The organism is Azospirillum picis (assembly GCF_017876115.1).
GTDB classification, from domain to species: domain Bacteria; phylum Pseudomonadota; class Alphaproteobacteria; order Azospirillales; family Azospirillaceae; genus Azospirillum; species Azospirillum picis.
Window position 1 is genome coordinate 436,285 of the sequence record NZ_JAGINO010000003.1, and the last position, 19,781, is coordinate 456,065.

General features: G+C 70.4%; 17 protein-coding genes. 11 read left to right on the forward strand and 6 right to left on the reverse strand.

Going from position 1 to position 19,781, the window contains the following annotated elements; all coding sequences use genetic code 11:
• Positions 1–121: 121 nt before the first annotated feature.
• The 5 genes from J2850_RS06955 to J2850_RS06975 form a co-directional block, all read right to left on the reverse strand.
• Positions 122–598 carry an Hcp family type VI secretion system effector gene (locus J2850_RS06955; protein ID WP_209980137.1) on the reverse strand — a complete coding sequence of 159 codons (477 nt, stop codon included), beginning with the start codon at positions 596–598 and terminating at the stop codon, positions 122–124.
• Positions 599–734: 136 nt separating this feature from the next.
• A complete protein-coding gene (gene tssH / locus J2850_RS06960; RefSeq protein ID WP_209980138.1) occupies positions 735–3,425 on the reverse strand; it encodes a type VI secretion system ATPase TssH in 2,691 nt (896 codons plus the stop codon).
• Between the two features lie 63 nt (positions 3,426–3,488).
• Positions 3,489–4,616 (reverse strand): methyltransferase domain-containing protein, encoded by a 1,128-nt coding sequence (locus J2850_RS06965; protein WP_209980139.1) that lies wholly within the window; start codon positions 4,614–4,616, stop codon positions 3,489–3,491.
• Positions 4,617–4,620: 4 nt separating this feature from the next.
• Positions 4,621–5,004 carry a PAAR domain-containing protein gene (locus tag J2850_RS06970; protein ID WP_209980140.1) on the reverse strand — a complete coding sequence of 128 codons (384 nt, stop codon included), beginning with the start codon at positions 5,002–5,004 and terminating at the stop codon, positions 4,621–4,623.
• 17 nt (positions 5,005–5,021) lie between these two features.
• Positions 5,022–5,363, reverse strand: a complete 342-nt coding sequence (locus J2850_RS06975) for a hypothetical protein (RefSeq protein ID WP_209980141.1) — start codon at positions 5,361–5,363, stop codon at positions 5,022–5,024.
• A gap of 273 nt (positions 5,364–5,636) precedes the next feature.
• On the opposite strand from J2850_RS06975, the gene tssA reads away from it, so the two are divergent.
• From tssA to J2850_RS07020, 9 genes are all read left to right on the forward strand, one after another.
• Complete coding sequence (gene tssA / locus J2850_RS06980) at positions 5,637–6,773, forward strand: type VI secretion system protein TssA (protein WP_209980142.1); 1,137 nt, start codon at positions 5,637–5,639, stop codon at positions 6,771–6,773.
• Positions 6,774–6,817: 44 nt separating this feature from the next.
• Positions 6,818–7,324, forward strand: coding sequence for a type VI secretion system contractile sheath small subunit (gene tssB / locus J2850_RS06985; protein ID WP_209980143.1), 507 nt, complete (start codon positions 6,818–6,820; stop codon positions 7,322–7,324).
• 4 nt (positions 7,325–7,328) lie between these two features.
• Positions 7,329–8,819 carry a type VI secretion system contractile sheath large subunit gene (gene tssC / locus J2850_RS06990; protein WP_209980144.1) on the forward strand — a complete coding sequence of 497 codons (1,491 nt, stop codon included), beginning with the start codon at positions 7,329–7,331 and terminating at the stop codon, positions 8,817–8,819.
• Positions 8,820–8,826: 7 nt separating this feature from the next.
• Entirely contained in the window at positions 8,827–10,401 is a 1,575-nt protein-coding gene (gene tssC / locus J2850_RS06995; protein ID WP_246512858.1) for a type VI secretion system contractile sheath large subunit, read from the forward strand.
• A 37-nt stretch (positions 10,402–10,438) separates the two neighbouring features.
• On the forward strand, positions 10,439–11,245 hold the full coding sequence (locus J2850_RS07000; RefSeq protein WP_209980145.1) for a type VI secretion system accessory protein TagJ: 807 nt from the start codon (positions 10,439–10,441) through the stop codon (positions 11,243–11,245).
• 148 nt (positions 11,246–11,393) lie between these two features.
• Entirely contained in the window at positions 11,394–11,870 is a 477-nt protein-coding gene (tssE, locus tag J2850_RS07005) for a type VI secretion system baseplate subunit TssE (RefSeq protein WP_209980146.1), read from the forward strand.
• Positions 11,863–13,695: a type VI secretion system baseplate subunit TssF gene (tssF, locus tag J2850_RS07010; RefSeq protein WP_209980147.1), complete on the forward strand. Its 1,833-nt coding sequence runs from the start codon at positions 11,863–11,865 to the stop codon at positions 13,693–13,695. The genes tssE and tssF overlap by 8 nt, the downstream gene beginning before the upstream one ends.
• Positions 13,659–14,744, forward strand: coding sequence for a type VI secretion system baseplate subunit TssG (gene tssG / locus J2850_RS07015; protein ID WP_209980148.1), 1,086 nt, complete (start codon positions 13,659–13,661; stop codon positions 14,742–14,744). Before tssF ends, tssG begins: the two co-directional genes overlap by 37 nt.
• A 164-nt stretch (positions 14,745–14,908) precedes the next feature.
• Positions 14,909–16,450 carry a class I SAM-dependent methyltransferase gene (locus J2850_RS07020; RefSeq protein WP_209980149.1) on the forward strand — a complete coding sequence of 514 codons (1,542 nt, stop codon included), beginning with the start codon at positions 14,909–14,911 and terminating at the stop codon, positions 16,448–16,450.
• A 46-nt stretch (positions 16,451–16,496) separates the two neighbouring features.
• Here the strand turns inward: J2850_RS07020 and J2850_RS07025 are convergent, their stop codons facing one another.
• Complete coding sequence (locus tag J2850_RS07025; protein WP_246512859.1) at positions 16,497–17,300, reverse strand: tetratricopeptide repeat protein; 804 nt, start codon at positions 17,298–17,300, stop codon at positions 16,497–16,499.
• A 242-nt stretch (positions 17,301–17,542) separates the two neighbouring features.
• Here J2850_RS07025 and tssJ point away from each other — a divergent pair, with 242 nt between their 5' ends.
• Both tssJ and icmH read left to right on the forward strand, forming a co-directional pair.
• Complete coding sequence (gene tssJ / locus J2850_RS07030; protein ID WP_209980150.1) at positions 17,543–18,247, forward strand: type VI secretion system lipoprotein TssJ; 705 nt, start codon at positions 17,543–17,545, stop codon at positions 18,245–18,247.
• Entirely contained in the window at positions 18,244–19,779 is a 1,536-nt protein-coding gene (gene icmH, locus J2850_RS07035) for a type IVB secretion system protein IcmH/DotU (RefSeq protein ID WP_209980151.1), read from the forward strand. The genes tssJ and icmH overlap by 4 nt, the downstream gene beginning before the upstream one ends.
• Positions 19,780–19,781 lie beyond the last annotated feature (2 nt).

The window sequence follows — 19,781 nt, forward strand, 5'->3', positions numbered from 1 at the left end:
ATGCGGGGAGAGTGTCGGCGATGGCACGGGCGCGTAGCCCCCTCCCTCGCCCCTCCCCCGACGGGCGGGGGAGGGAACACCCCTCCCCTGCGAGGCGGAGGACGGTCGGGGGCGCCGCCTATCAGGCGCTCTTCGTCGTCGACAGGTCGTACGAGACCGAGATCGGCGTGCCGGCCTTGTTCTTGTCGTCGTAGGGGATGAACTTGTACTCCATCTTGGTGAAGCTGATGGAGATCGACTCCGACGGGCGGTCGCCGCCGCTGGACATCGAGTAGGCCGAAACCAGCGCGTTGGTCAGCGTGTATTCGGCATAGGTGTTGCCCGGACTGCCGGTGGTGACGAGGTGGATCTGCACCTTCTTGCTGACCGCGCCGGTGCAGGACTCGACGAAGAACTTCGGCGAGGAGCTGTCCATCAGCTTGGTGATGGTCACTTCCGAAACCGACGGCTCGGACGCCTCGCGGTTGGCGGTCGAGCCCGACGGGGTGCTGATGGCGCGGCCGACGCCCCACTGCAGCGAACCGACGTCCAGCCACTTCTTGTGGGTCTCGTGGGTGGCTTCGCCGTCGATGCCTTCGTACTTCAAGTAGATCGCCATGGTGGTCTCCTCACGCTCTTCAGAAGGATGAAGCTTGGTCTGTGCCTTATGGATACGAACAAATCGGGCCCGGGACTGTGACGGCCGTCACCGGCCGCCATTTTTCGCCCCCGGCCCGAAGGTCGGGTCCCGGCTGTCAGGCGATGTCGTAGACGAAGCGGTCTTCGCCATCGACCGAGACGTGGACGCGGGTGATCGGCTCGCCGTCGCCCATGCGGGCGAGGATGCGGGACGACATCTCCGGCAGAAGGGTGCGGTTCAGGATGGTCTCGATGTTGCGGGCACCGCTCGAAACCTCCCGGCAGCGGTCGACGATGCTGCGGATCAACTCCTCCGAGTAGGAGAAGTCGGCCTTGTAGTTCTGCACGACGCGCTTGGCAATGCGGTTCAGTTGAAGACGAACGATCTTCATCAGATTCTCGTCGGAGAGCTGGAAATAGGGGATCACGGTGCAGCGGCCGAGGAAGGCCGGCTTGAAGCTCTTCTGCAGCTCCGGCTGCAGCGCCTCCAGCAGGCCGTCGGCGTCGGGCGCGGTCTCCGGGTCGGCGCACAGCTTGTGGATCAGGTCGGTGCCGGCGTTCGACGTCATGATGATGACGGTGTTCTTGAAGTCGATGTCGCGGCCTTCGCCGTCCTTGATCGTGCCCTTGTCGAAAACCTGGAAGAAGATGTCCTGCACGCCGGGATGGGCCTTCTCCAGCTCGTCCAGCAGGACGACGCTGTAGGGCCGGCGGCGCACCGCCTCGGTCAGGACGCCGCCCTCGCCAAATCCGACATAGCCCGGGGGCGAACCGAGCAGGAGCGAGACCTTATGCTCCTCCTTGTACTCGGTCATGTTGATGGTGGTGACGTTCTGCTCGCCGCCATAGATCAGGTCGGCCAGCGTCAGCGCGGTCTCGGTCTTGCCGACGCCGGACGTGCCGACCATCAGGAAGACGCCGATCGGCTTGCGCGGGTCGGTCAGCTTGGCGCGGCTGGTCCACATCGCCTGGGCGATGGCGTCCAGCGCGTGGTCCTGGCCGATGATGCGCTCCTTCATGCGGTCGGCCAGCGACAGGATGGTCTTGATCTCGTTGGAGACCATGCGGCCGACCGGCACGCCGGTCCAGTTGGCGACGACCTCGGCCACCGCCTGGCCGTCGACCGCCACCTTGACCAGCGGATCCTCGCCCTGGAGCGCCGCCAGCTCGGCGGTCAGCGCCGAAAGCTTGGCGTTGAGCGCCTCGGCATCCGGGGCATCCGGGGCGTCGGCGGCGGGCGCGCCCTCCGCCGGGGCCTTGGCCTGCTCGTGCGCGGCGACGAGCTGGTCGCGGGTCTCGTTGATGGCGCGGACCAGCTCCAGCTCCTTGGTCCAGCGCGCCTCCAGCGCCTCCAGCTCGGCCTGCGTCGCCGCGATGCGGTCCTTCAGGGCGGCGACCTGTTCGGCATGGTCGATGCCGATGGCCTGCTCGCGCTCCAGGATGGCCACCTCGGTGTCGGTGAGCTGCAGGGTGCGGCGCCGGTCCTCGATGGCCGGAGGGGTCGCGGTCTGGCTCATCGCCACGCGGGCGCAGGCGGTGTCGAGCAGGCTGACCGCCTTGTCGGGAAGCTGGCGCGCCGGGATGTAGCGGCTGGACAGGCGGACGGACTCGATCAGCCCCTCGGTGACGATGCGGACCTTGTGGTGCTTCTCCAGCGTGGCGGTCAGGCCGCGCATCATGTCGACGGCGACCGGCTCGGCCGGCTCCTCCACCTTCACCACCTGGAAGCGGCGGGTCAGCGCCGGGTCCTTCTCGAAGTACTTCTTGTACTCGGCCCAGGTCGTGGCGGCGATGGTGCGCATCTCGCCGCGCGCCAGGGCCGGCTTCAACAGGTTGGCGGCGTCGTTCTGCCCGGCCTGCCCGCCGGCGCCGATCAGGGTGTGCGCCTCGTCGATGAACATGATGATGGGCTGGCTGGAGCCCTTCACCTCGTCGATCACCCCCTTCAGCCGGTTCTCGAACTCGCCCTTCATGCCGGCGCCGGCCTGGAGCAGGCCGAGGTCGAGCGACAGCAGGCGGACGTTGCGCAGGTCCGGCGGCACGTCGCCGGCGGCGATGCGCAGCGCGAAGCCCTCGACGACCGCCGTCTTGCCGACGCCGGCCTCGCCGGTCAGGATCGGGTTGTTCTGGCGACGGCGCGTCAGCACGTCGATGATCTGCCGGATCTCGGCGTCGCGGCCGAGCACCGGATCGATCTTGCCGTTCTTGGCGCGGTCGGTCAGGTCGATGGTGTACTGGTCGAGGTTGGGGGTCGCCCCGCCCGCCTTCGGCGCACCGCCGGCCGCCGCGCCGGGCGCGCCGGCAGCCGCCACCGGGGCGCTGGTCCGCGCCTCGGCGGTATCGGCCACGATCTTCGGCAGGTCGCGCTTGAGCGTGTCCGGCGTGATGCGGGCGAACTGGCCCGACATGTCGCGCGCCTGGGCGGAGAGCGAGTCATCCGACAGCAGGGCGGCCAGCAGGTGTCCGGAGCGGACCGCCCCCTCGCCATACTGCAGCGACGCCAGCACCCAGGCCTCGCGCATCAGTTGCACCAGGTTGGGCGACAGCGCCGGCGCGCGGCTGTTGCCGGTCTTCAGCTTGTCCAGCACCCGCGTCAGGTCGGCCGACAGGCGCCCGGCGTCGATCTCGTAGACGCGCAGGATGGCCGAGACGTCGCCGTCGGCGGCGCCGATCAACTGGAGGAGCCAGTGCTCGATCTCGCAATTGTAATGCGTGCGCGACAGCGTCTGGCCGGCCGCAGCCTCCAGTGCCCGCCGGCACAGGGGGTTCAGCCGTGAAATCATGCTCTGCAGATCGACCGCCACCATGGCTCCATCCCCTTCCTGTGTCGTCCCTGTCTTTTCTGCCGCTGCGGGTGGGGGCTCTCCCCCCTACGCCCTCAGCGTGACGATGTGCGCCGTGTAGGTCATGCGGGCACGGTCGTGCATGCGGACCGTCCAGTCCATGTCCATCGGCTCGGCGCAGGGCCGCAGCCGCTCCACCGACTGTTCGTGCGCTCCCGGCGTCAGCAGGCGCGCCAGCACCGCCTCGCAGCGGCCGCCGTCGTCCCCCCGCTGGGAATGGCCGCCGAGCCATGCCTCCACCGGCGTCGCCTGCGTCGACCAGTCGAAGGGCGTCGCGAGCACCGCCCCGCCGCCGTCCGCGACCATGCGGTCGACCGCCTGCAGCAGGGCCGGCGGCGACGCCACGCAATCCAGCAGGTTCATCGCCGCGACCAGCGCGAAGCGGCGCGGCGCGAAGGGCGGGAAGAGCGCGTCGGCGATCCAGAAATCCACCCGCTCCGCCGCGGCGAAGCGCGCCTCCACCCGCCGGCGCTCATAGGCGATGCCGGCACGGCGCAGCGGGAACACCGCCTCTCCCCGTTCCAGCACGCCGCGCGCCAGCATCAGCAGCGGCCAGTGCAGGTCAAGGCCGAGCACCAGCCCGCCCGTCCGTTCCGCAAGCTCGAAGCTGGTCCGCCCGGCGGCGCAGCCGAGGTCGAGGACCGGCCCGGCGGCAAGCGCCGCCGCGTCCCCCAGGGGTGCCAGCCCGGCCGCCAGGCAGCGCACCACCGAGCCCGCCTGCCCCGCCGGGGCGTCGCGGCGGCCGTCCGCTCCAAACTCCGGATCAAAATGCGGACCAAACTCCGGATCAAGGTCGGCGTAATGGTCCCAGCCATAGCTGGACAGGTGCTGGCGGGTGGCGTTGAAGGCGCTGTCCGGCCCGAAGCCGTCGCCCAGCACCCCGTCCATCGCCGCCGGGACGTCGGTGCGCGCCGTCAGCAGATGGCCGTTCGACGCCATCCAGCCGCGCGGATCCGGCACCAGGATCGGCGCGCCGTCGACGATCGGGTATTCCATGGCGCAGCCGGGGTCGCCGCAGACCAGCGTGCCCCAGCGCACGTCCGCCGTCGCGCCGCCCTCTTCCACGATGCCGAGAACGAGCGGCACCGCCGCGCCGCGGCCGGCGAGGCAGCGCGGGCAGACCGGACCTAGCTGCTCGAAATGGGCAAGCCGCATGCCGTCAGCCGCCGATGATGACGGTTGGGCAGCCGGGCGGCAGCACCTTGCCGACCGGGCCGGGGATCGGGGCGACGCAGCTCGTATGGGCGGTCATGTCGTTGATGCGGGCGGCCGGCAGGTTGTTGACCAGCACCGTCGCCGATCCCTGGGCGATCATGCCCGGCCCGGCCGGAATGCAGCCCGGCAGCATGCACGGCGCCGAGATGTCGGTTGCCCGTGCCGCCGGCATGTTGCCGATCAGCACGGTCGGGCTGCCCAGCACGATGGCCAGCGGCAGGCCGGGATGCGCGCTCGGCGCCGGCACCGGCGCCGGGGGATGGATGGGCGCGTGGCAGTGCGGAGTGTCCTGCTTGATCATGTCGCCGAGGCGGGCGGCAGGTGGCATCGGGCGTCTCCGGCCGGTCAGAACGAGGCGTCGGCGGACGCCACCGCGGCGCCGGACAGGAAGGATGGAGGGGCGGTTTCCGGCAGGACCGGCCGGCCGCCCCTGAACTCCGCCCGTGCCACGACGGTTTCGCCGTCAGCCGCGTAGAACAGGCATGGCCCATCCAGCAATCCGGCGGCCATGCCGACCCGTGCCACAAGCCGCCCGGACGCGTCGCGCTTGTCCACCATGACGGCGGCATATGCGCCGTCCGGCACCCCCGCCCCTTGCATGAAGGGTTCGGCGAAGGGATCGGAGAAGGTGGCAGCGGGGGGCGCCGCGGAGGGACGGGCAGCCTGCCTGTTCGCGTCAACGCTCATCGGGAAAGTCCAGGACGGGTTCATGCCGGCGTCGAGGGTGAAGCATCTATCTGCAATTACGTTTCGTCAAGCTTGTCGGGGTACCGAAAACGTTAATTTGTTTCGTGACTGCAATATTCCTGATGGAGGGAGGGACCACGACGAATAGCCTTGTCGAACCAACGGAAGTAACGCTATCAATTTGACGCTCGAACCCTTGCTCCCGAATGGCCTGTCGCCGCCGGGAAGCCCTATGTCTTCCTTCATATGTAAGTGGAAAGGGTGCCTTCCTCCATGCCGACACCGCAGATTTTCGATATCGAGGAGCTGCTGCAGCCGATAGAGGGAGAGTCGGAAAGCGGGATCGACCTCCGCGAGAACGCATCGGTCGATTACTACACGGTCAAGGATGCCCGCAGCGCCGCCCGCGCCGCCGAGCGCTCCATGGACGTGGAGGACGATGCCGGCGGCCTGCTGCCGGAATGGCGGACCATCCTGGAGGTCAGCCCGCGCATCCTGCGGACCCAGGCCAAGGACCTGGAGGTCACCGCCTGGTACATCGAGGCGCTGCTGCGGGCGGAAGGCTATGCCGGCCTGCGCGACGGCTTCACGCTGGCCCGCGGCCTCGTCGAACGCTTCTGGGACGGGCTTTACCCCGCCCCGGACGAGGACGGCATCGCCACCCGCGTCGGCCCGCTGAGCGGCCTGAACGGCGAATCGGCCGACGGCACGCTGATCCAGCCGATCCGCAAGGTGCCGCTGACCTCGGGCGATCCCTCCTACGCGCTGTGGCAGTACGAGCAGGCGATCGAACTGTCGAAGATCACCGACGAGACGCGCCGCCAGGCGCGCATCGACAACGGCGCCATCACCTGGGACCAGTTCGAGCAGAGCGTGCGCGACACGCCGGCGTCGGACTTCAAGACCCTGGTGGAGGACATCCAGGGCGCAATCGACGCCTTCGAGGCGCTGGGGACGGCGCTGTACGACAAGGCCGGGTACGACGCCCCGCCCGCCGGCAACATCCGCGGCGTGCTGAACGCCGCCCTGGACGCCGTCAACTACGCGGCGCGCGACCGCCTGGCGACGCTGGCCGGCGACGAACCGGCGCCGGCGGCCGAGGCGTCGCCCGGAACCGGCGAATCCGCGGCTGCGGCGGCCGGTCCGGCCGCCGGCGCCAAGGTCCAGGCCAGCGGGGCTGTGACAACGCGCGAGGAGGCCTTCAAGGTCCTCTTGCAGGTCGCCGATTTCTTCCGCAAGACAGAGCCGCACTCTCCCATCTCCTACACGCTGGAGGAGGTGGTCCGCCGCGGCCGCATGTCCCTGCAGGAACTGCTGCAGGAACTCATCACCGACGAAGAGACACGTCGGCAGTTCTTCATCGCGTCCGGCGCCAAGGCGCCGCCGCCGGCCGAGCAATCCGGGTATTGACGATCACCGCCTGTCCTTAGGCGTGAGCAGGGAGGTCCGTTACGATGGCGAGTATCCACCAGAAGCTGGATCGCGTGCGCAAGCCGCGCGTCCATATCACCTACGACGTCGAGACCGAGGGCGCGACGGTCGTCAAGGAGCTGCCTTTCGTCGTCGGCGTGCTCGGCGATTTCTCCGGCGACCCGACCGAGCCGCTGAAGCCGCTGAAGGACCGGAAGTTCATCCAGATCGACCGCGACAACTTCAACGACGTCATGGCCCGCATGACGCCGGGCCTGAAGCTGAAGGTGGACAACACGCTGGCCGACGACGGCACCCAGCTCTCGGTCGACCTCGCCTTCAAGTCGATGGAGGATTTCGAGCCGGGCCGCGTCGTCCAGCAGGTGGAGCCGCTGCGCAAGCTGCTGGAGACCCGCAACCAGCTCCGCGACCTCCTGAGCAAGGCCGACCGTTCGGAGGAGCTGGAGGGCCTGCTGGAGCGCGTCCTGCAGAACACCGACGAGCTGCAGGCGCTGAGCGGCGAGCTCGGCACCGAAAAGAAGGAGGGTTGATCCGATGAGCGACGCCCAGACGCAAGGCTCCGCCGCCGTTTCCGTCGAGGAAGGCACCGGCCTCTCCATCCTCGACCAGGCCATCGCCGCCACCAAGCAGACCGAGCCGGACCGCGCGCAGGAGCTGCTGCGCACCCTGACCCAGGAAGCGCTGGCCGGCACGGTCACCTTCAACAAGAACCTGGGCCAGACGATCAACAAGGCGATCGCCGCGATCGACGCCAAGATCAGCAAGCAGCTCAACGCCATCATGCATCACGAGAAGTTCCAGAAGCTGGAAGGCTCGTGGCGCGGCCTGAACTATCTGGTCATGAACTCGGAGACGGGCTCCACGCTCAAGATCCGCGTCATGAACTGCCCGAAGAAGGACCTGTACAAGGACATCTCCAAGGCGGTCGAGTTCGACCAGAGCAACCTGTTCAAGAAGATCTACGAGAACGAGTTCGGCATCGCCGGCGGCGAGCCCTACGGCGCGCTGATCGGCGACTACGAGTTCACCAACCACCCCGACGACATGGAGCTGCTGACCGGCGTCTCCAACGTCGCGGCCGCCGCCTTCGCTCCCTTCGTCTCGGCCGCCAGCCCCAAGCTGTTCGGCTTCGAGGACATGACCGAGCTGTCGAAGCCGCGCGACCTGGAGAAGATCTTCGACAGCGTCGAGTACGCCAAGTGGCGCAGCTTCCGTGAGAGCGACGACAGCCGCTTCGTCACGCTGACCATGCCGCGCGTGCTGGCCCGCATGCCCTACGGCGCCAACACCAAGCCGATCGAGGAGTTCGAGTACGAGGAGGCTCCGTACGAGGGCGGCGTCGCCCGGTCGATGCAGCACCAGGACTATTGCTGGATGAACTCGGCCTACGCGATGGGCCAGCGCCTGACCAACGCCTTCTCGCAGTACGGCTGGTGCACCGCCATCCGCGGCGCCGAAGGCGGCGGCAAAGTGGAGAACCTGCCCTTCCACACCTTCACCTCCGACGACGGCGACAGCGACGCCAAGTGCCCGACCGAGATCGGCATCACCGACCGTCGCGAGGCCGAGCTGTCGAAGCTGGGCTTCCTGCCGCTCTGCCACTACAAGAACCAGGACTACGCCGTCTTCTTCGGCGCGCAGACCACGCAGAAGGCCAAGAAGTACGACCGGCCGGAGGCGACCGCGAACGCCGCGATCTCCGCCCGCCTGCCCTACATCATGGCGACCTCGCGCTTCGCGCACTACCTGAAGATCATGGCCCGCGACAAGATCGGCTCCTTCATGGAGGCGAGCGACTGCGAGGCCTGGCTGAACCGCTGGATCCTGAACTACGTCAACGGCAATGCCGACGCGGGCCAGGAGATGAAGGCGAAGTACCCGCTGGCCGAAGCCAAGGTGCAGGTCAAGGAGATCCCGGGCAAGCCCGGCTCCTACAACGCCGTCGCCTGGATGCGCCCGTGGCTGCAGATGGAGGAGCTCACCACCTCCATGCGCATGGTCGCCCGCATCCCGCAGGCCGGCTGACCGCCGCATGAGCGACGTCGCGGCCGAGCTGCCTGCCGCAGAGCCTGGGACCGGGATGGACGGCGACGCGGATGCGACGCTGCTGGAGAGGCCGTTGCGCCTGCGCGCCGTCGACATGGCGCTCGGCCGCGACGGCCCGGCTCCGCTCGACGCGTTCCTGGCCGCCGGAGGACCCGGCGAGGCGCTGCGCCTGTGGTTCGGCACGACGCTGCCCGTGTATGACAGCCTGGACCGGCTGCGCGCCGCCCTCGACCGCGACATCGCGGCGATCGACGCGCTGCTGACCGACCAGGTCAACGCGATCCTGCACCATCGGCGCTTCCAGGCACTGGAAGCGTCGTGGCGCGGGGTGCGCGCCCTGGTGAAGCAGGCGCAGTCCGCCGAGAGTGCGGTGGTCCGCCTGCTGAACCTGACCTGGGCGGAGCTGTGCCGCGACCAGGAACGCGCCATCGAGTTCGACCAGAGCCACCTGTTCAACAAGGTCTACAGCGACGAGTTCGGCATGCCGGGCGGGCGCCCCTTCGGCGTCCTTCTCTGCGACTATGCCGTCCGCCACCGCCCGGCGAAGGAGCATCCGACCGACGACGTGTCCGGCCTGAAGGGCCTGTCGCAGGTCGCCGCCGCCGCCTTCGCCCCCGCCATCGTCGGCGCCGCACCCGAGCTGTTCGGGCTGGAGACCTTCCACGAGCTCGGCCTGCCGCTGGACCTGAGGTCGGTCCTGCGCCAGGCCGAATACCAGCGCTGGCAGCGCCTGCAGGAAACCGAGGATTCGCGCTTCCTCGGCGTGGCTCTGCCGCGCGTGCTGATGCGCGAGCCCTACGGCGACGACCCGCAGGCCCGCCACGGCTTCCGCTACCAGGAGGAATCCGTCGGCGGCGAGGGCGGCATGCGGCTGGAGGACCATTGCTGGGGCAATGCCGTCTACGCCTTCGGCACGGTGCTGATCCGCTCCTTCCTCCAGCACGGCTGGTTCGCCGACATCCGCGGCGCCCAGCGCGACGTGATCGGCGGCGGGCTGGTGACCGAACTGGTGGTCCCCGACTTCGCCACCGACGCGGTCCGGGTGGCGCAGAAATTCTCGGTCGAGGTTTCGATCTCCGACCAGCTCGAGCGCGACCTGGACGAACTGGGATTCATTCCGGTCAGCCGCTGCAAGGACACGCCCTTCCTCGTCTTCTACGGCAACCAGTCGGTGCAGCGGGTCGGCCAGTACAGCACCGCGACGGCCACGGCCAACGCCCGGCTGTCCGCCATGATGCGCTACATGTTCTGCGTCGCGCGCTTCGCCCATTTCCTGAAGGTGATGGTGCGCGACCGCGTCGGCTCCTTCGTGACGCCCGAGGAGTGCGAGCGCGACCTGCAGAGCTGGCTGCACGGCTACTGCCTGGGCAACGACGACGCCAGCCTCGACCAGAAGGCGCGCTATCCGCTGCGGGAAGGCAGCATCCAGGTCCGCGCCATGCCGGGCAAGCCCGGCAACTACCAGTGCGTCATCCATCTTCGCCCGCATTTCCAGCTCGACCAGGTCTTCTCGACCTTCAAGCTGGTCACCGAACTGGCCCAAACCGGCGGGGCGGCCTGACCCGCTCAGGCCCACGCTCCAGGGAGAGAAACCGATCATGAGCGAAACCGCAGCCGAGCTCTTCCAGTCCGGCCGCCTCGACGAGGCGATCGCCGCGCTGAACGGCGAGATCAAGAAGAAGCCGACCGACCTCGACCGCCGCGTCTTCCTGGCCGAGCTGCTGAGCTTCTCCGGCAACCTCGACCGTGCCGACCTCCAGCTCGACACCCTGGGCACGCAGGAACCGCAGATCGCCGTCACGATGGCGCTGTTCCGCCAGCTCGTGCGCGCCGACCAGGCGCGGCGCCAGCTTTTCGCCGATGGCCGGGTGCCGGAGTTCATCGACCTGCCGCCGCCCGACCACCTGCGCCTGCATCTGGAGGCGGTGACCGCGCTGCGGGCCGGTGACGTGGCCGACGCGGCGGCCAAGCTCGCCCAGGCGGAATCCCTGCGCCCGCCGGTGGCCGGCCGCCACGACGGCGCGTCCTTCGACGATTTCCGCGACCTGGACGACCTGACCGGCGGCTTCTTCGAGGTCTACACCAGCACCGGCAAGTATTTCTGGATCGCCACCGAGACGGTCGAGCTGATCGAGTTCCGCGCGCCCGAGCGCCCGCGCGACCTGCTGTGGCGCCCGGCCCACATGGTGGTGCGCGGCGGCCCGGACGGCGAGGTCTATCTGCCGGCGATCTACGCCGGCGCGCCGGCCGACGCCGCCGACGCGGTGAAGCTCGGCCGGGTGACGGAATGGTCGGAGGACGCCGACGCGCCGGTGCGCGGCACCGGCCAGCGCTGCTTCCTGGTCGGCGACGAGTGCGTGCCGATGATGCAGCTCGGCACGCTGGAGTTCTCCGGGGCGGTGTGAGGCTCTCGTCCGATCCCCTCACCTAACCTCCCCCGCTGGCCGGGGGAGGGAATTTCGCCCTCTCCCGTCAAAGCACCAACCTCCCTCCCCCGCCCAGCGGGGGAGGGCCGGGGTGGGGGCAGACGGCAAGCGCCTCCCCAAGGTTACCATGGATCGCAACCACTCCATCACCTTGTCGGTCCTCGACCGCCTGCTCGACGACACGCCCGAGCACGTGGCGCCGCGGCCGCATACGGTGGCGGACCTGCGGGCGGCGATCCGGCGCGACCTCGAAAACCTGCTCAACACCCGGCGGCGGGTGCTGGGCTGGCCGGACGACCTGACCGAGCTGGGAAGCTCGATCCTCGGCTACGGCTGCCACGACCTGCTGGTGGAGAATGTCGCGACCGACTCCCGCCGCCGGGCGGTGGTGGCGCAGATCGAGACGGCGATCCGCCAGTGGGAGCCGCGCTTCGCCCATCTCCAGGTCGCGGTCGTCGACAATGCCGACCCGGCCGACCGCAGCCTGCGCTTCCGGATCGAGGCGCTGATCCATGCCGACCCCGCGCCGGAGCCGATGGTCTTCGACAGCGTGGTCGACCCGACCTCCAACATGGTCACCGTGACGAGCAAGGCCCGTGGCTGACGAACTTCTTCCCTACTACAACCGCGAGCTGACCTACCTGCGCCGGATGGCCGCCGAGTTCTCGGAGGCCCATCCCAAGATCGCCGGCCGGCTGCGCCTCAGTGCCGACGCCGTGGAGGATCCGCACGTCGCCCGCCTGCTGGAAGGGGTGGCCTTCCTCAACGCCCGCATCAGCCGCAAGCTGGACGACGAATACCCCGAGCTGGTCGACACCCTGCTCGACGTGCTCTATCCGCACTACCTGGCGCCGATCCCGTCGATGGCGGTGGTGCAGATGAAGAGCAGCCCGGACCTGACCGGCCCCCACACCGTGCCGAAGGGGACCGAGCTGGAAACCGAGGCGTTGCGCGGCGAGACCTGCCGTTTCCGCACCGTCTATCCCACCACCCTGTGGCCGATCGAGCTGGAGCAGGCGACCCTCGTCGGCCGGCCGCTGGTGGCGCCGCCGAACCCGCGCGCCGGCGACGCCGTGGCGGCGCTGCGGCTGACGCTGCGCTGCCGCGTCCCCGACATGACCTTCACCGAGCTGCAGCCCGGCGTCCTGCGCTTCTTCCTGCGCGGGCAGCCGCAGCAGGTCTATGCGCTGCACGAGCTGATCTTCAACAACACGGTGTCGGTGGCGCTGGCCGACGATCCGCAGGATGCCGACGCGGTCATCCTCGGCGCCGACGCGGTGCGGCCGGTGGGCTTCGGCGAGGACGAGGGCATGCTGCCCTACCCGGCGCGCTCCCATGTCGGCTACCGGCTGCTGACCGAATATTTCGCCTTCCCCGAGAAGTTCCTCTTCTTCGACCTCGACCTCGCCTCGAAGGTGCTGCGCCGGGCCGGGAACCGTCTGGAGATCTTCATCTACCTGAAGGACAGCGACGGCGACCTCGAACGGGCGGTGTCGAAGGAAAACTTCGCGCTGGGCTGCACGCCGGTGGTCAACCTGTTCCGCCAGCGGGCGGAACCGGTGGCGCTGACCCAGACCCAGCACGAGTACCGCGTGGTGCCCGACGCCCGCCGGCCGGGTGCCCTGGAGGTCCACTCGATCGACAGCGTGACCGCGACCGATCCGGCCGGGGCGCAGCGGCGCTTCCTGCCCTTCTACGGCCTGCGCCACGGCGGGGTGGAATCGTCCACCCGCACCTACTACACCGCCAGCCGCCGGCCGGCCGGCGGCCGCGATCCCGGCACGGAGCTGCATCTGGCGCTGGTCGACCTCGACTTCGATCCGTCGAGCCCGGCGGATTCGGTGCTGTCGGTGGAGACCACCTGCCTGAACCGCGACCTGCCGGGGCAGCTTCCCTACGGCGGCGGCCACCCGCACCTGAAGCTGACCGAGGGCATGGCCGCGGTCGCCGGCCTGTCCTGCCTGACGCCGCCGACCCAGACTCTGCGGCTGGCCGACCGGCGCGGTCATCGCTGGCGGCTGGTCTCCCACCTGCTGCTGAACCACCTGTCGATCTCCGGCGGCGCCGAGGGCACCGAGGCGCTGCGCGAGATCCTGCGGCTCTACGACTTCCGCGATTCGGCCGAGACGCGCGGCATCGCCGACGGCATCGTCAAGGTATCGACCAAGCGCGGCACCGCGCGCGCACCATCGCGGCCGGGCGACGTCGCCTGGGGCGACGCGATGTGCCGCGGCATCGACGTCGGCATCGAGTTCGACCCGCAACGCTTCAGCGGCAGCGGCATGTTCCTGCTGGCGATGATCCTCGACCATTTCCTGGGGCTGTACTGCTCGATCAACTCGTTCACGCGGCTGACCGCCACGGTCAAGGGCCGCACCGGAGTGCTCCGCACATGGCCCGCCCGCGCCGGCAACCGCCCGCTTCTGTAATCGACCGGCTGTTCCGCGCGCCCCACCGCTTCGACTTCTTCCAGGCGGTGCGGGTGCTGGAATGGCGGGCCCGCCGCGAGGCGCGCGACAGCCGGCTCTCGCCCCGGCACGCGGTCGGCCACGACCACGACCCCCGCGAGGAGGTGGTGCGCCTGCGCGCCGAGACCTCGCTGACCTTCCCCGGCAACCAGGTGGCCGGCGCGGAGACCGGGACGGACGGCAGGCCGCCAGTGGTCGTCGGCGCCTTCATGGGGCTGGTCGGGCCGCTCGGCGTCCTGCCGCAGCACTATACCGAGCTGATGATCCGGTCCCTGCGCGAGCGCAACCGGGCACTGCGCGACTTCTACGACATCTTCCACCACCGCGCCTTCTCGCTGTTCTACCGGGCCTGGGCCAAGTACCGTCTGGCGCCGTCCTTCGAGCGCGCCCGCGAACAGCGCGAGCCCGATCCGGTCAGCACCGTCGTCGGCAGCCTGATCGGCATCGGCCAGCCGTCGCTGACCGGCCGGCTGGCGGTGGCCGACGAGACGCTGCTGCATTATTCCGGCCTGCTGGCACGCGGCCCGCGCTCGGCCGCCGACCTGCAGGAGATGCTGTCCGACCATCTCGGCCGCCCGGTGACGGTCGACAGCTTCGTCGGAAGCTGGCTGCCGATCGCCCCGGACGGCCAGACCCGCCTGCCCGGCCCCGGCGATCCGGACGGTCGGCACTGCCGGCTGGGGATCGACGCGCTGGCCGGCGACCGAGCCTGGGACGTGCAGGGCAAGTTCCGCCTGCGCATCGGCCCCCTGAAGCACGACCAGTTCCGCGACTTCATGCCGGAGGGCCGCGAGTTCCGGAAGCTGCAGGATCTGGTGCGCCTCTATGTCGGGCCGGAACTGGACTTCGAGCTGCAGGTGACGCTGGAGGCGCCGCAGGTGCCGGCTGCCCGGCTGGCCGCCGGTCCCGACGACGCCACCGCGACGCGGCTCGGCTGGAACGGCTGGGTGCTGCACGCGCCGAGCCCGGTCGAGCGCTCGGACGCGGTGTTTCCGATGCAGGATTTGTGAGGCGTGCGTACAGGGCGCCCCCTCCCCGGCCCTCCCCCGCTTCGCGGGAGAGGGAGCAGGTTTCCCCTCTCCCGCAAAGCGGGGGAGGGAGGGGCCCGCTCGCCAGAGCGGGAGCGAGGGGGCACCACAGCGATGACGCGCCATCTTGGAAGAACGAGGACCCCATGAGCGACTGGAGCGCCGGCTATGTGTCGGACATCGAATATCTGCCGGGCTTCTACCGTGAGCAGGGGCCGGCGCATCTGACGCTGAGCTGCCTGATCAACGGCATCGCGCCGCCGTCGACCGCCGACGGCTTCGACTATTGCGAGCTGGGCTGCGGCCACGGCACGACGGTGGCGCTGTTCGCGGCGGCCAACCCGAAGGGGCGCTTCCACGCGGTGGACTTCCACCCGGCGCACATCGCCCGCGCCCGCGATGCCGCCGCGTCGGCCGGACTGACCAACATCGCGTTCCACGAGGCGAGCTTCGCCGAACTCGCCGACGGCGAGGGGCCGGACCTGCCGGAGTTCGACTTCGTCACGCTGCACGGCGTCTATAGCTGGGTCAGCCCGATGAACCGGGGTGCCATCGCGCGGTTCCTGGCGAAGAAGCTGAAGCCGGGCGGGCTGGTCTATGTCAGCTACAACGCCATGCCCGGCTGGTCGCCGATGATGCCGCTGCAGCGGCTGCTGTTCGAGTATTCCGGGCTGGTCCACGACCGCAGCGACCGTCAGGTCAAGGCCGGTCTGGACTTCGCCGAGCAGCTCTGCAAGGCCGGCGCCAAGATCCTCGGCGACGAGGCGATGTTCGGCAAGCTGCGCGGCGAGACCAAGACGCAGAGCGCCGTCGACCAGTCCGTCTACCTGGCGCACGAATACCTGAACGGAAGCTGGCAGCCGCTCTACCACGTCGACGTGGCGCGCGAGCTGGGCGAGGCGAAGCTGACCTTCGCCGGCTCCGCCACCCTGTTCGAGAATTACCCCGACCTGGCGCTGACTCCCGACCAGCGCAAGGTGCTGGACGGCATCGGCGTGCCCAGCCTGCGCGAGACCTTCAAGGACTATTGCGTCGGCCGTCCCTTCCGCCGCGACGTCTTCGTCCGCGGCGCCCGGCGCATCAGCGTGGCCAGGCGCGACGCCCTGCTGAAGGACATGGCGATGGCGCTGACCATCCCCCGCGCCGACGCCCGCACCACCATCCAGGTCCCGCTCGGCGAGGCGACGCTGGAGGCCGGGCATTACGAGCCGATCTTCGACGCCCTCGCCGAGGGGCCGCGCCGCATCGGCGAGCTGATGGAGTTGCCGGAGATCCGGCGGGCCGGCGGCAGCCTGTCGGCCGTCGAGATCGCCGGCATGCTGACCGGCTCCAACCAGGCGCTGCCGGCGCCCAACCCGCCGGAGACGGTAACGCCGCTGCCCGGCGTGCTGGCGCACAACCGCGCCGCCGCCGCCGAACTCGCCACCAGCGAGGGGCGCAAGAGCAGCGCCTTCGCCGCCTCGATCGGCGGTGCCGGCCTGCATGTCAGCACGATGGAGGCGCTGCTCTACGACGGCCTCTGCGAAGGCGTGGCGGAGGATCTCGACGCGCTGGTCGGCCATGCCATGCGCCGGCTGGACGCGCCGGAGAATGCCGACGGCGGCGCCCGGCAGGCCATCGCCGACAGCATGGGCTGGTGCCTGCGCAACAGCCTGCCGGTCTGGCGCAAGCTCGGGGTGATCGGATGAGCCGTCGCCTCGCCCGCCGCCTGCCCTGCGGGCGGCGGGCAGCGCCCTACTGCAGGCGCGGCGCCGCGCCGCCCTGCCCGCCCCCTGCCCCCATGGCGGCACCCATCGCGGCCCCCATTGCCGAATGCGGCATCATCATGTCGCCCTCGCCAAGCAGATCCGCCTGATGCCGGTGGTCCATCCCCTCGGCCTCGTCCTCCAGCATGTCGGGCTCGCCGCCGCCCGTACCGCTGCCGTGTGCACCGCCGCCGCGCAACTCGCTCAGCGCCTCCTTGGCCTCGGGGTCGCCGCGCAGCGCGGCGGCGTGCAGCCAGCGCGCCGCCTCGTCCGGGTCGCGGTCGGTGCCGACCCCCTCGCGCAGGCACAGCCCCAGCCGCATCTGGGCGGCCGGGTGGCCCTGCGCCGCCGCCGCGCGCAGCCATCGCACCGCCTCCGCGTCGTCACGCTCGACCCCGCGGCCGTCCAGCAGCAGCAGGGCGAGGTTGACCTGCGCGGTGGCGGAATGCTGCAGGGCCGCCAGCCGGTACCACAGCGCCGCCTTGGCCGGGTTGCACGGGACGCCGGCGCCCTGCTCGTGCATCCAGCCCAGATTGTTCTGGGCGCCGACGTCGCCCTTCGCGGCGGCGCGCCGGTACCAGGCGATGGCGCGGCGCGGGTCGGGGGGAACGCCGATCCCGTTGGCGAGCAGAAAGGCCAGCATCGTCTGGGCGGCGACATGGCCCTGGCGGGCGGCGCGGCGGTACCACGGTACCGCAGAGGCGACGTCGGCCAGCCGCAGCGATTCCGCGAGCTGGTACTGCGCGTCGCCGTCGCCCAGTTCGGCTCTCATCCTGGTCCAAAGCGTCGGCATGGCTGGGGCACCTTCCCTCAGTTCTCACGGGGGCTCACCGCCATCAACACCAAGCGAATCCGGTCTATTCCATTCGCCGGGGCGTTGTGGGCCGTCCCTGGGCCCGAGTCTGTCCCGCTGCCGGCCGGCGTTCAACCTCTCCAGCCGGCGGTCGAGGAATTGTCACTGTGCGCCCGTTGGATAAGGATGACCATCCATTCTTGCCCTGCTATATCCGTTCGTATGAGCGAAAAGGTGGGGCTATGTTGAGGACAGCCGGCAGGACGCGGACCCGGATCAGTCTGGCGGCCGGCCTTGCCGCCGCGACCGCGCTCGCCGCCTGCTCGTCCGCGCCGCCTCCGCCGCCGCCACCGACGACAATCAGCCTGACGGTGGTGGGAAGCGCCGACCTGAACCCCGATCCGAGCGGCCGGCCGTCGCCGCTGATGCTGCGGCTCTACCAGCTCGGCCCCAGCGACGCCTTCGCCAATGCCGACTTCTTCCAGATCATCGACCAGGACAAGGCGACGCTCGGCCCGACGATGCTCGACCGCCAGGAGCTTGCGGTCGCTCCCGGCGGCCGGCAGACCGTGACGGTCGAACCGAAGCCGGATGCCAGGATGCTGGCGGTCGCCGCCGGCTACCGCGCCTACGAGGAGGCCGGCTGGCGCGCCATGGTGCCGGTGGAGCCGAACCGGAAGAACGAGTTCCTGCTGACCGCCGCCGCCGGCAAGGTCACGCTCGCCGCGCGCGGCGGGGAAGAGGCGCACCAGACCGAGGCGGACAAGACCGAAGCGGGCGAGCCCGAGGCCGGCAAGGCCAACCCGGATAAGGCCAAGCCGGACGGCGCTCCAATCCCGGCCAAGCCGGACGGCGCTCCAATCCCGGCGAAGCCGGCGGCAGCCCTTCCGCCCGCCGACCCGGCGCCGGCAGCGACGCACAACCTGATCATGAAGGGGCCGTCATGACCGTCCGGCCGCCGCCCGACAAGAATCCCTTCGAGGAGCCGGACGACATCGACGCCACGGTGATGCAGCCGATGGCGTTCCAGCGGCCGGCGGCACCGGCGCCCGGCGCCCCGGTACCGCCGCCGCCGTCCGGTTCCGCCGGCCCGGTTCCGCCGGCCTTCGGACAGGGCGGCGTCGCCCAGGGTAGCTTCGCACCCTCCGCCTTCGCGCCGTCCGCCTTCCCGGCGGCCTTCACCCCGGCCGCCCCGTCGCCCGCCCGTGCCGCGGCGTCCATGGGCGCGGCGTCGCCGGCGATGCCGGTCTCGCCGGCCTACCGTCCGCTCGACGACGCCACCCTGGCGGCCCTGGCGTCGGTCAGCGAGAACCCGCTGGTCACCGCCGCCGCACCGATCCTGGCGCTGGTGGGACGGGTCCGCGACCTCACCCAGCACCGCGACGTCGACTCCCTGCGCGAGCGGGTGATCGGCGAGATGCAGCGGTTCGAGGCGGCCTGCCTGCGCGCCGGCCTGCCGGCCACCGCCATCCGCAACGCCGGCTACGCGCTGTGCGCGACCATCGACGACGTGGTCCTGGCCACCTCCTGGGGCAGCCAGAGCCTGTGGGCGCACAAGAGCATGGTCTCGACCATCCAGAAGGAGACCTGGGGCGGCGAGCGCTTCTTCGACCTGCTCGACCAGATGGCGGAGGCGCCGGACCGCCACCTGATGGAGCTTGAGCTGTTCTACCTCTGCGTCTCGCTGGGGTTCGAAGGCCGCTACCGGGTGACGCCGCGCGGCTACGGCGAGCTCGCCCGGCTGCGCGACCGCATCTACCGCATCATCCGCCGCCAGCGCGGCGAGGCGGAGCGCGACCTCTCCCCCCGCTGGCGCGGCGTCGCCGACGGGTTCCGGCCGCTGGCGGCCTCCGTGCCGCTGTGGCTGCCGGCGGCGGTGATCCTGGCGCTGCTGGCGGCGCTCTACCTCTGGTTCGTCTTCGCTCTGGGCGACCAGTCCGATGCCGCCCACCGGCGGCTGGCGGCCCTGCTGCCCGACCAGCCGGTGCAGATCGCCCGCATCGAGGCGCCCGCCACCCTGCCGGCGCCGCGGCTGAGCCGCACCGTGGCCGAGCGCGTCGCCGCCGCCCTCGCCCCCGACATCAAGGCCGGGCTGGTCGATGTCGACGGCGGCAACGACGGCCAGGTCCGGGTGCGCACGCGCCTGAACGTCTTTGCCCCCGGCAGCGACCGTGTCGAGCCGCGCTATGTCGAGGTGTTCCGCCACGTCGCCGAGGCGCTGCGCCCGGAGGCCGGCCGCATCACCGTCATCGGCAACACCGACGCCACCGCCATCCGCTCCCAGCGCTTCGGCTCCAACCAGGAGCTGTCCGAGGCCCGCGCGGGCACGGTGCAGCGGCTGCTGACCGAGGTGCTGGGCGACAACGCCGCGAACCGCCTCGCCGCCGAGGGCCGCGGCGACACCGACCCGATCGCCCCCAACACGACGGCGGAGGGCCGGCAGGCCAACCGGCGCGTCGACATCGTGCTGGCGCCCTGACC